Annotated in this window: 10 protein-coding genes; 7 read left to right on the top strand and 3 right to left on the bottom strand. The window is 73.9% G+C overall.

What is annotated here, in order from left to right:
- The first annotated feature begins 1 nt into the window (after nucleotide 1).
- The 5 genes from narH (at nucleotide 2) to ACH4UM_RS39920 (ending at nucleotide 5,052) form a co-directional block, all read left to right on the top strand.
- The gene (narH, locus tag ACH4UM_RS39940) at nucleotides 2-1,537 is read left to right on the top strand and encodes a nitrate reductase subunit beta (RefSeq protein WP_398191012.1); all 1,536 of its coding nucleotides are present in this window, start codon (nucleotides 2-4) and stop codon (nucleotides 1,535-1,537) included.
- Entirely contained in the window at nucleotides 1,534-2,331 is a 798-nt protein-coding gene (narJ, locus tag ACH4UM_RS39935) for a nitrate reductase molybdenum cofactor assembly chaperone (protein WP_398191009.1), read from the top strand. The genes narH and narJ overlap by 4 nt, the downstream gene beginning before the upstream one ends.
- Entirely contained in the window at nucleotides 2,328-3,095 is a 768-nt protein-coding gene (gene narI, locus ACH4UM_RS39930; protein WP_398191006.1) for a respiratory nitrate reductase subunit gamma, read from the top strand. Before narJ ends, narI begins: the two co-directional genes overlap by 4 nt.
- Nucleotides 3,092-3,697 carry a vitamin K epoxide reductase family protein gene (locus ACH4UM_RS39925; protein WP_398191003.1) on the top strand — a complete coding sequence of 202 codons (606 nt, stop codon included), beginning with the start codon at nucleotides 3,092-3,094 and terminating at the stop codon, nucleotides 3,695-3,697. The genes narI and ACH4UM_RS39925 overlap by 4 nt, the downstream gene beginning before the upstream one ends.
- 137 nt (nucleotides 3,698-3,834) lie before the next feature.
- Nucleotides 3,835-5,052, top strand: a complete 1,218-nt coding sequence (locus ACH4UM_RS39920) for a methyltransferase domain-containing protein (RefSeq protein WP_398191001.1) — start codon at nucleotides 3,835-3,837, stop codon at nucleotides 5,050-5,052.
- A gap of 161 nt (nucleotides 5,053-5,213) precedes the next feature.
- Here the strand turns inward: ACH4UM_RS39920 and ACH4UM_RS39915 are convergent, their stop codons facing one another.
- From ACH4UM_RS39915 to ACH4UM_RS39905, 3 genes are all read right to left on the bottom strand, one after another.
- Nucleotides 5,214-6,419, bottom strand: a complete 1,206-nt coding sequence (locus tag ACH4UM_RS39915) for a globin domain-containing protein (protein ID WP_398190998.1) — start codon at nucleotides 6,417-6,419, stop codon at nucleotides 5,214-5,216.
- A 383-nt stretch (nucleotides 6,420-6,802) separates the two neighbouring features.
- Entirely contained in the window at nucleotides 6,803-7,834 is a 1,032-nt protein-coding gene (locus ACH4UM_RS39910) for an Acg family FMN-binding oxidoreductase (protein WP_398190995.1), read from the bottom strand.
- Between the two features lie 160 nt (nucleotides 7,835-7,994).
- Nucleotides 7,995-9,722: a GAF domain-containing protein gene (locus ACH4UM_RS39905; protein ID WP_398190992.1), complete on the bottom strand. Its 1,728-nt coding sequence runs from the start codon at nucleotides 9,720-9,722 to the stop codon at nucleotides 7,995-7,997.
- A gap of 207 nt (nucleotides 9,723-9,929) precedes the next feature.
- On the opposite strand from ACH4UM_RS39905, the gene ACH4UM_RS39900 reads away from it, so the two are divergent.
- Together ACH4UM_RS39900 and ACH4UM_RS39895 are read left to right on the top strand one after the other, a co-directional pair.
- Nucleotides 9,930-10,319 carry a hypothetical protein gene (locus ACH4UM_RS39900; protein WP_398190989.1) on the top strand — a complete coding sequence of 130 codons (390 nt, stop codon included), beginning with the start codon at nucleotides 9,930-9,932 and terminating at the stop codon, nucleotides 10,317-10,319.
- 12 nt (nucleotides 10,320-10,331) lie between these two features.
- Nucleotides 10,332-10,970 carry a CBS domain-containing protein gene (locus ACH4UM_RS39895; protein ID WP_398190986.1) on the top strand — a complete coding sequence of 213 codons (639 nt, stop codon included), beginning with the start codon at nucleotides 10,332-10,334 and terminating at the stop codon, nucleotides 10,968-10,970.
- Nucleotides 10,971-11,085 lie beyond the last annotated feature (115 nt).

Here is an 11,085-nt window from a genome sequence, read left to right as displayed (position 1 = left end):
GATGCGCGTGATGGCACAGATCGCGATGGTGATGAACCTCGACAAGTGCATCGGGTGTCACACCTGTTCGGTCACCTGCAAGCAGACCTGGACCAACCGCACCGGCGTGGAGTACGCCTGGTTCAACAACGTCGAGACCAAGCCGGGCGTCGGCTATCCGCGCCGCTACGAGGACCAGGACCAGTGGAAGGGCGGCTGGACGCTGGACCGAAAGGGACGGCTGGTGCTGCGCTCCGGCGGCCGGGTCAAGCGGCTGCTGTCGCTGTTCTCCAACCCGGACCTGCCGGCCATCGAGGACTACTACGAGCCGGTGACGTACGACTACGACAACCTGGTCAGCGCCCCGGCTGGCCCGGACATGCCGGTCGCCCGCCCCCGCTCGGTCCTCACCGGCAAGCCGACCTCCATCACCTGGGGCGCCAACTGGGAGGACGGCCTGGGCGGTGCGCCCGAGCACGCGGGCGGCGACCCGAACCTGAGCGGCGCGTGGGCCGAGAAGGTCAAGTTCGAGTTCGAGCAGACCTTCCTGTTCCATCTGCCCCGGCTGTGCGAGCACTGCCTCAACCCGGCCTGTGTGTCGGCCTGCCCGTCCGGCGCGATGTACAAGCGGGTGGAGGACGGCATCGTCCTGGTCGACCAGGACCGCTGCCGTGGCTGGCGGATGTGCGTGACGGCGTGCCCGTACAAGAAGGTGTACGTCAACCACGCCACCGGCAAGGCGGAGAAGTGCACGTTCTGCTTCCCGCGCATCGAGGCGGGGCAGCCCACGGTCTGCTCGGAGACGTGCGTGGGCCGGCTGCGCTACCTGGGGCTGCTGCTGTACGACGCCGACAAGGTGGGCGCAGCCGCGGCGACCCCGGACGAGCGGGACCTGCTGGACGCCCAGCGCGACGTCTTCCTCGACCCGTCCGACCCCGAGGTGATCGCGGCGGCCCGGGAGGCCGGCATCCCCGAGGACTGGCTGGACGCCGCACGCCGCTCCCCGGTGTACGCGCTGGTGTCGAAGTACAAGGTGGCGCTCCCCCTGCATCCGGAGTACCGCACACTGCCGATGGTCTGGTACGTGCCGCCGCTCTCCCCCGTCCTGGACGCGGTCACCGTCGCGGGCGGCAACCAGGACGACCCCGACCATGTGTTCGCCGCCGTCACCCGGCTGCGCATCCCGCTGGAGTACCTGGCGGAGCTGTTCACCGCCGGGGACACCGACGTGGTCGCGGGGGTGCTGATGAAGCTGACCGCGCTGCGCTCGTACATGCGGGAGCGGACCCTGGGCGAGGCAGGCGACGAGGCCGCGATCGAGGCCGTCGGGCTGACCGCCCGGGAGGCGGAGGACCTGCACCGGCTGCTGGCGGTGGCCAAGTACAAGGACCGGTACGTCGTCCCGGCCGCCCACAAGGAGGACGCGGCCGCACTGACCGCCATGGAGAACCGCTGCCCGGTGGAGAGCTCCGGTGAGCCCGCCGAGCGGAAGGTCATGCTCGGCATCCCCACCCTGCGCCGCCGCAACCCCGAAGCCCCCGCCGGAGGCCGCCCGTGAGCCCGCTGCCCGCCACCGTCCCCGCCATCGTGCGCACCCGGCTGCGGGCGGCCGTGCGCCGCCCGTCCCGGCTCACGCCCGAGGAGGTCCAGGACCGGGCCCTGCTGCTGCGGCTGCTGTCGCTGCTGCTGCAGTACCCGGACGCGGAGCTGGCCGCCGCGCGGCCCACCGTGGTCGCCGCCGTCCGGGCGCTGCCCCCGTCCCCGGCCGCCGCCGAACTGGCCGCCTTCACCGGCTGGTTCACCGACCAGGAGCCGGAGGCGCTCGAGCGGCACTACGTCGAGATGTTCGACCTGCGCCGCAAGAGCAGCCTCTACCTCACCTACTACCTGCACGGCGACACCCGCCGCCGGGGCATGGCCCTGCTCACCCTGGGCCGGCGCTACCGGGCCGCGGGCTGGGAGACCGGCGGCGGTGAACTGCCCGACCACCTGCCGGTGGTGCTGGAGTTCGCCGCGCTGTCCGGGCCGGGCCCCGGCGAGGCCCCGCTGCGCCAGCACCGGCGCGGACTGGAACTGATCCACCGGGCGCTGACCGACGCGGACTCGCCCTACCGCCACCTGCTGGCGGCGCTGCTCACCCTGATGCCGCCGGCCACCGAGGCCGACCTCGCGGCCGTGGCCGAACTGGCCGCGGAGGGACCGCCGAACGAGGACGTCGGCCTGGACCCGTACGCGGGCGGCAGCTTCGCCCCGCCGGGCACCTTCGCCCCGCCCGGCACCTTCGTCCCGCCCGACCAGGCCCCGCCCACCCTTGTGCCACCCTTCACGTCGTCTCCGGATGGTCCTCGATGAACGCTTCAGGAACCGACCTCCTGCTCTGGGTCGCCTTCCCCTACATCTGTCTGGCCGTGTTCGCCGTCGGGCACGTCTGGCGCTACCGGCAGGACCAGTTCGGCTGGACCTCGCGCACCAGCCAGTTGCTCGAGCACCGCTGGCTGCGCTGGGGCAGCCCGCTGTTCCACCTCGGGGCGTTCATGGTGATCGCCGGGCACGTGGTCGGGCTCGCGGTCCCGGCCTCCTGGACCGAGGCCGCCGGGATCAGCGAGCACACCTACCACACCACCGCCGTGTGGGCGGGCTCGGTCGCGGGCGTCGCCATGGTGACCGGGCTCGGCATGCTGTGCGCCCGGCGGCTGCTGACCCGGCGGATCCGGCTCGGCACCGACCGCAGCGACAAGGTCCTCTTCCCGCTGCTGTCCGCCACCGTGCTGCTCGGCATCTCCGCCACGGCAGCGCACAACGTGTTCGGCGGCGGCTACGACTACCGGGAGACCGTCTCGGTGTGGTTCCGCGGCGTCTTCACCCTCCAGCCGCAGCCGGAGGCGATCTCCGGCGCGCCGCTGCTCTTCCAGCTGCACGCGCTGAGCGCCTGTCTGCTCTTCGCGGCCTGGCCCTTCACCCGCCTGGTGCACGTGTGGAGCGTCCCGATCGGTTATCTGGCCCGCCCGTACCTGGTCTACCGGCGCCGGGCCTCCACCCCGCCACCGGTGGCCCACGGCGCCACGCCGTCCGTCCCGCGCGGGACGCACGAGCCGCGCGCCCGGCGCGCCGCGTGAGCGCGGTGCACACCGCACGGCCGGGGTGGCGCATGGGCCTGCTGCTGACGCTCACCGGCGCCGTCGGCTGGCTCGCCGCCTTCCAGCTCGCGGTCGAGGACTGGCGGGTGCTGAAGCACCCCGGCTACCAGCTGCCGTGCGACATCAGCCCGGTGGTGGGCTGCGGCAGCGCCATGGCGAGCGCGCAGGGCAGTCTGTTCGGCTTCCCCAACATGCTGCTGGGCCTCGGGGCGTTCGCGGTCGTCGGCGCCCTCGGCGTGGCCGTCCTGACCGGGGCCCGGCTGCACCGGCTGGTGTGGCTGGCGCTCAACGCGGGGGCTCTGGCCGGGGTGGTGTTCGTGCACTGGCTGATCCTGCAGTCGCTGTACGTGCTCAACCGCATCTGCCCGTACTGCGCCGTCGTCTGGGTCGTGACCATCGCGCTGTTCTGGTACGTCACCCTGCACAACCTCAAGCACCGCGTCATCCCGGCGCCGGCCGGCGGACGGCGCCTGCTCACCCTGGTGCTGGACACCCACTGGATTCTCCTGGCCGCCTGGTACGGGCTGATCGCCGTGCTCGCGCTGACCCGCTTCTGGCCGTACTGGAGCAGCCTGCTGTGACCGGACGGGTCGCCGGGTCGGTGGTCCCGGCAGCAGGGACGTTCGGCCCCATACAGGGACAAAGCAAGAAATTAGGCTGCCCTGAGCAAGGCTTGAGCGAGTGAGGTGACAACGCCGGCGGAAAGCGAGGCACGCGCATGGCGACCACCGGCCACGGAGGGTCCCTTCCCGGGCCCGCCCCGCTACCCGGCGAGGGCCTGGACGCCGGGCGGATGCCCGGTCACTGGCTGCTGGCCCGCCTGGGCAAACGGGTTCTGCGCCCGGGCGGCGTGGAGCTGACCGGGTGGATGCTGGACGCCCTGCGCATCGGCCCGGACGACCGGGTGGTGGAGCTGGCGGGCGGCCTCGGGGCCACCGCCCGGTTGGCGCTCGCCCGGGGCCCGGCCGGCTATACGGCGGTGGACCGCGACCCCGCGGCGGTGGCCGCGCTGAGTGCCCTCACCGCCCCCGGGCGCACCGGAATGCGTGCCGTGCGGGCGGACGCCGCGCACACCGGCCTGCCCGACGGCACGGCCACCGTCGTCTACGGCGAGGCGATGCTGTCCATGCAGCCCGAGCCCGCCAAGCGCCGCATCGTGGCGGAGGCACGCCGCCTTCTCGACGACTCCCGCGGCCGGTACGCCCTGCACGAACTGTGCCTGCTGCCCGACGGCCTGGACCCCGCGCTCGCCGAGCGGATCACCGCGGACCTCGCGGCCGCCATCCACGTCGGCGCCCGTCCCCTCACCCCGGCCGGATGGAGCGGACTGCTCGCCGCCGAGGGCCTGATCGTCACCGGCCGGCGGACCGCGCCGATGGCACTGCTCGAGCCCCGGCGGCTGGTCGCCGACGAGGGGCTCACACACACCCTGGGCATCGCCGGCCGGGCCCTGCGCCATCCGGCGGCCCTGCGCCGGGTGCTGCGCATGCGCCGGGTCTTCCGCCGCCACCGGGCCCACCTGGGTGCGATCGCCCTCGTCGCCCGGCCCACCGCCACCGCGTCCACCACACCCACCGCGTCCGCCGACCGAGGAGGCATTCCCATGCCCGCCACCGTGATCCACGACCTGGCCGCCGAGCTGCCCATCTCCGAGGACGGCACGCTCAGCCGTGTGCTGTACCGCGACGACCGGCTGCGCGTGGTCGGCTTCGCGTTCGCCGCCGGCCAGGAACTGACCGAGCACACCTCGGCGCTGCCCGTCGTCATCCAGGTGATCCAGGGCCGGCTCGACCTGGTCCTCGGCGAGGAGAAGACCGAGGCGCTGCCCGGGAGCTGGATCCATCTGCCGGCCAGACTGCCGCACACGGTACGCGCGACGGAGCCCACCCTCATGCTGCTGACCATGCTGCCCGCCCCGCGCCCCGACGCGGGCTGACCGCCGGTCGACCCGCCGGCCCGGCCCGACGACTGCTCCGACGAGTGTTCCGCCGGCCGATCCGCCGGCCGGCCCCGCGCCAACGGCATGAGAAGCCCCCTGGCGGCCGGACGGTGCCGCCGGGGGGCTTCGTACGGCCACGGGGAGGTGGCCGTCCTGGATCAGCCCTCCGCGTGGGCCAGCCACAGGTCGGGGCCGAAGACCTCGTAGCGGATCCGGCGGGCGGCCACGCCTGCCTTCAGCAGCTGGGTGCGCACGGTGCGCATGAAGGGCAGCGAGCCGCACAGGTAGACGTCGGCGTCGGCGGGCAGCGCCAGCGCGCTCACGTCCATCATGCCGTCGCGGGCGCCGGGTTCCCGGTCCGCGTCCTCCTCGTACCAGAAGTCCGCCCGGGCGTCGGCCAGTTCGCCCACCAGGCGGCGGGTGTCGGCGCGCAGGGCGTGCTCGGCCGGGCTGCGGTCGGCGTGCAGGACCCACACCTCGCGGCCGGAGCCGGTGGCGGCGAGGTGTTCGAGCATGCCGGCCATCGGGGTGCACCCGATGCCGGCGGACACCAGCAGCAGCGGCGCGTCGGAGTCGTCGAGGACCACGTCGCCGAACGGGGCCGACAGGGTGAGCTCGTCACCGGCGCGGACGGTGCGGTGCAGCTGGTTGGAGACCTCGCCCTCGGGCGCCTCGGCCACGCTCCCGACGCGCTTGACGGTGATACGGCGCACCTGGTCGCCGGGGGCACCGGAGAGGCTGTACTGGCGCAGCTGGTGGACGCCGTCGGGCATCAGGACGCGGACGCTGACGTACTGGCCGGCCCGGGCGGGCGGTACGGGCTCGCCGTCGGCCGGGCGCAGCAGGAAGGACACCACGTCGTCGGTCTCCTCCCGGCGTTCGACGACGGTCCACTGCCGCCAGGGGTGCCGCGGGTCCACGCCGGCCTCCTGGTAGAGGCGGGCCTCCCGGGCGATGAGCGCGCCGGCCATCAGCCAGTACACCTCGTCCCAGGCGCCGGCGACCTCGGGGGTGACCGCGTCGCCGAGGACGTCGGCGATGGCCCGGAACAGGTACTTGTGGACGATCGTGTACTGGTCCTCCGTGACGCCGAGGGCCGCGTGCTTGTGCGCGATCCGCGACAGCAGCGCGTCCGGGCGGGCGTCGGGGTCGGCCAGCAGCGCCTGGGCGAAGGCGGCGATGGAACCGGCCAGCGCCTTGCGTTGCTCACCGCTGGCCTGGTTGCCGCGGTTGAACAAGCCGTCCAGCAACTGGGGTTGGTCGGCGAACATCGTGCCGTAGAAGCGAGTCGTGATCTCGTCGAGGGCTCCGCCCACGGCGGGCAGGGTGGCGCGGACGACGGCGGCGGACTCGGGCGAAAGCATGGGTCTCCTCAGGCAGTACGGGCGTTGGGGCGTGCGGCTCACGCATCGCAGCTGCAATTCGTTTATCAGCTGATCAGCCTGCCGCGGGGGTCGTTCCGCCCGATCCAGGCCGAACGGCTGGGCAGATCAGGTCGGTCGGGCCCGGCGGTACGGACGAACCGGGGCCGTACGGCCCTACCCGCCGGCCCGACCGTCCCGACGGCTCCGGGAGCTCCGGCTTTGCTCCCGCCGCCGCACCCTCTTCGCTGCCCGGAGCCCGACGTGCGACGTGCGGCATACGGCGCACGACGTGCGGCATACGTGCGACGCGGGAGGTACGGCGTACGGCGCCCGACGCACGCCATACGGTGCCCGACGTACGGCCTACGGCGCCCGACGTACGGCTACGCCTCCCGCACCCGCTGGGCGATGTCCAGGACTTCGTCGACGGGGCGGCGGGGCGTGGCGGGCCCGCTCGGGCCGTAGCCGAGGCGCAGCACCATCTGGACGTGGCCCTTGCCCGTCACCGGATCGCGGGCCAGCAGGCGCAGGTCCGGGCTCTCCAGCGCGTGGGAGGTCAGGGAGGTGGCGAGGCCGGCCGAGGTGGCCTCCAGCAGGACGCGTTCCAGCGCCTGTCCGGCCAGCAGCCAGTCGGCCCGTGTGTCCCCATGGGTGCTCAGCAGGGCCAGGTGGGGATGCTCTTCGAAGGAGGTGCTGCCGCGATCGGCCACCGGGCGGCGCCCGGCGAAGTCGCGCAACGGCGCCCTGCCGTCGCGCCGGCGCGGTCCGAACGCGTACTCCGGGACGCCGTCGACGGCGGCGTCCGCCTCCGGGCCGATCCGGGTCCAGCGGGTCAGGTCCTCGGTGGCGGCCGGGTCGAGGGCGTCACGGCTCTCCGCGTCCTGGACCAGCTCCAGTACGGCCTCGATGTGCCAGGGCCCGGGGAAGAGCAGCTCGGCGCCCTCCCGGGCCGCCGCCGCCCCGAGCGCCGCGCGGACCTCTTCGGGTACGTCCCGCTCCTCGAAGGGGTACCGGCTGGTGTGCCGCCGGGCGATCGCCGGGTGCAGCCGGCGCAGGTCGGCCGCGTCGTCCCCCGGCGCGCCGTCCGGGGGGCGCGCGGCGGGTGCCGCGAGGCGCACGGCGGCGAGCAGCAGCGGGTCCGACGGATCGGGCAGCAGCCGTACGTCCGTGCCGAGGCCCGCGTGGGCGGCGGCGACGCGCAGGTTGAACAGCGCCGCGCCGCATCCGATGTGCAGGGCCCGGTGGCCGGGATCGGTGCGGCGCATGGCCCGCTGAAGATCGGCGCGCAACTCAAGGGTGTACGCGTCGGTCAGGAAGCGGAATCTCCACGGCTGCGCGTTGTGCATGGAAGGGGCGGCCGTGGCCGCGGCGACCAGCGCGGTCACCGTCCTGACGTCGAGCTGTGGTTCGGGCATCGCAGCCTCCTCGGGCCGGCAGCCGTACCGGATACCAAAACTCCGCTTCTCTCCCGGTCCCAGTCAACTCCGCGACGGCCTGCCCGTACAGGAGCCGACCGGCCCAGAGTCAAGGTCCCGGTGGGCCCGTTCCCGTTACCCCCGCGTCACCCCCGCGTCCCTACCGGTCCGCCATCGGCACCCGCCACTCCAGCACGGTGCCGCCGGTGGACGGGCTGGTCCACTTCAGGTCGCCGCCCAGCTTGCGGGCCCGCTCGGCCATGTTGCGCAGGCCGCTGCGGCGGCCCTCGGCCGGGATGCCGACGCCGTTGTCGGTGACGGTGAGGCGGACCGTCCTGCCGTCCGTCTCCAGCACCACCTCGGCGCGGTCGGCGTGCGCGTGCCGGGCGATGTTGGTCAGGGACTCGGACAGGACCGCGACCACATGGTCGGCGATGTCCCTGGGCACGTCGGTGTCCAGCAGCCCCTCCATGCGCAGGCTCGGGGCGAAGCCCAGGACCCGCCCCGCCTCGCCGGCCACCCGCACGGCTCGTGCCCGCAGGCCGGGGGCGGCCTCGTCGCCGTGCGTGCGCAGGCCGAAGATCGTCGACCGGATGATCTTGATGGTCTCGTCGAGGTCGTCCACGGCCCGCAGGACGCGCTCCTTGGCGCCCGCGTGGTCGATGAAGCGGCCGGCGCTCTGCAGGGTCATGCCGGTGGCGAACAGCCGCTGGATGGCCAGGTCGTGCAGGTCCCGGGCGATCCGGTCGCGATCCTCCAGCAGGGCGATCTGCTCGGCGTCCTGACGGCGCTCGGCGAGCTCCATGGCGACGGCGGCCTGCGCGGCGAAACCCCGCAGCGGGTCGGTCTCCTTCTCGGTGAACGGGGCCCGGCCCGTCTCCCGGACCAGCAGCACCACGCCCCGTACGCCCTCGCCGGTGCCGATGGGCACGGCCACCGCCGGGCCGAGGTCGGCGAACCGCGGCGGGCCCGCCACCGACACCCGCTCGTCGCGGGAGACGTCCAGACTGGTGACGGGAGCGGCGGAGGAGAAGGCGCGGCCGATCAGGCTGTCGTCCACGGGCAGGACCAGTCCGCGGTGCGCGTCCGCCTCCCGGCCGATGGCCAGATCCACGGAGAGCGCGTCGGTGCCCGGCATCGGGACCGCGACCACGGCGAGGGCCGCGCCCGTGATCTCCCGCGCGCGTTCGGCGATCAGCGCGAGCACGTCGTTGGGCTCGCTGCCGGACATCAGGCTGCGGGTGATCTCCGCGCTCGCCTGGAGCCAGCGCTCGCGCAGCCGGGACTCCTCGTAGAGCCGGGCGTTGTCGATCGCCACACCCGCCGCCACGGCCAGGGTCGACAGAACCGACTCGTCCTCCTCGTCGAACTCCAGACCGCCCCGCTTCTCGGTCAGGTACAGATTGCCGAACACCTGGTCCCGCACCCGGATCGGCACGCCCAGGAACGTGCTCATCGGCGGATGGTTGGGCGGGAAACCGTACGACGCCGCGTGCTCGGACAGCTTCGCCAGCCGCAGCGGCTCCGGGTTGCGGATCAGCTCACCCAGGATCCCGTGCCCCTCGGGGTAGGGCCCTATCCGGGCGATGTCCTCCTCACCCACCCCGAAGGTGTGGAACGCGGACAACAGCCGGCCGTCGGGACCGATCACGCCCAGCGCCGCGTACTCCGCGTCCACCAGGGTCGCCGCCGCGTCCACGATGCTGTGCAGCGCCTGTTCCAGTTCCAGCTCCCGGCCGACCGAGAGCACCGCCTCCAGCAGACTGTGCACCCGGTCCCGGGTGCCACGGGCCGCGTCGACGCGGGCCTGGAGTTCCCCCAGCAGCTCGTCCAGCCGCAGCTGCGGCAGCCGCACGCGGGCATCCCCCGACTCCTCGGAGCTTCCCACCGCTGATCCTCCAGGTCCCTTCCGACACACCGACAGCAGACCGCACACGTCATGTGCCACGGTAACGGTCCGGCTCAGGGGACGATACGTGACCAGGCTCGACGGCCGGGGACCCCCGGTCCCACCCGCGGGGCCGGGTGGCCCTGGGCCGCGGCCGCCGCCCGCAGCAGTCTGAAGATCGAGGAATCGATCCGAGGAGTGGAGCACATGACTGCCAGGGACACCGGCACCCACGACGTCACCACCACCGCCGCCGTGCAGGTGCGGGCCGAGGGCGAGGTGGACGCGGACGCGCTCGCCTACATCCAGGAGAAGGTCGGCGCGGCGCTCGACCGCCCGGGGCTGCCGCCCGTCAGCGGCGAGGTGCGGATCGCCCGGGCGGCGGCCCACCACGCCGAGCACCCGTGGACCGCGGCGGCCGAGATCCGGGTGGGCGGCGACCTCGTGGTCGTCCACGCGCGCGAGGCGAGCGCGCACGAGCTCGCCGACCGGCTGCAGGACCGGCTCCGCGCCCGGACGGAACGGGCCGCACACCGCGGGGACGCGGCCCGCAGGTCGGCCACGCCGCCGCCGTGGCGCGGCGGCCCGGAGCGCTAGGAGCAGCGTGCCGTGACATCGCACACCGTCGGCGAGGTGATGACCAGCGAGGTCGTCCAGGCACGCCGGACGACACCGTTCAAGGAGGTGGTCCGGCTGCTGGACCACCACCGGATCAGTGGGCTGCCGGTCGTCGACCACGACGACAAGGTGCTCGGCGTGATCTCCGGAACCGATCTCGTGCGCGAACAGGCGGCCCGGGCCGGCGGAGGCCGCCCGGGCCGGGCCGTCACGGCGGAGGACCTCATGACGACGCCCGCGGTCACCATCCACCCTGAGCAACCGGTCCCGGACGCGGCCCGCATGATGGAGCGTCATGGGATCGAACGGCTGCCCGTGGTGGACGAGGAGGACCGTCTCATCGGCATCGCCACCCGGCGCGATCTGCTACGGGTCTTCCTGCGCACGGACGACGACATCCGCCGCGAGGTGCGGGACGAGGTCGTGGTCCGCGAACTGGGGCTGCCGCCAGAGGCGGTCGACGTCGGCGTCCGGGACGGCGTCGTCACCCTGCGAGGCACCGTCGAACTGCGCACCGACGTCGCGCAGGCCCTCCAGTCGGCATGGCGGATCGAGGGCGTCATCGGCGTCGTCAACCTCCTGAGCCATCGCACCGACGACTGCGCACCGCCCACCGGCCTTCCCAGCTGAGCGACGGCCCGGTGGCGCGTCCTTCGGGCCCGCCGGGAGCACCCTCGAGCCCGCCGGGAGCAGGGGGGCGGGGGGGGGGGGGGGCGCGCGGGCGGGGGGGGGGGGGGGGGGGGGC

The sequence above is a fragment of the Streptomyces sp. NPDC020801 genome, from assembly GCF_044334385.1.
Taxonomy (GTDB): domain Bacteria; phylum Actinomycetota; class Actinomycetes; order Streptomycetales; family Streptomycetaceae; genus Streptomyces.
Note: the sequence above shows the minus strand (reverse complement) of the source record. Positions and strands in the feature narration are given on the sequence as shown.

What these genes read in the sequence shown, in the direction of transcription:
- narH (WP_398191012.1), top strand. Translation starts at nt 2, where the DNA reads ATGCGCGTGATGGCACAGATCGCGATGGTGATGAACCTCGACAAGTGC.
- narI (WP_398191006.1), top strand. Translation starts at nt 2,328, where the DNA reads ATGAACGCTTCAGGAACCGACCTCCTGCTCTGGGTCGCCTTCCCCTAC.
- ACH4UM_RS39920 (WP_398191001.1), top strand. Translation starts at nt 3,835, where the DNA reads ATGGCGACCACCGGCCACGGAGGGTCCCTTCCCGGGCCCGCCCCGCTA.
- ACH4UM_RS39915 (WP_398190998.1), bottom strand. Translation starts at nt 6,419, where the DNA reads ATGCTTTCGCCCGAGTCCGCCGCCGTCGTCCGCGCCACCCTGCCCGCC.
- ACH4UM_RS39910 (WP_398190995.1), bottom strand. Translation starts at nt 7,834, where the DNA reads ATGCCCGAACCACAGCTCGACGTCAGGACGGTGACCGCGCTGGTCGCC.
- ACH4UM_RS39900 (WP_398190989.1), top strand. Translation starts at nt 9,930, where the DNA reads ATGACTGCCAGGGACACCGGCACCCACGACGTCACCACCACCGCCGCC.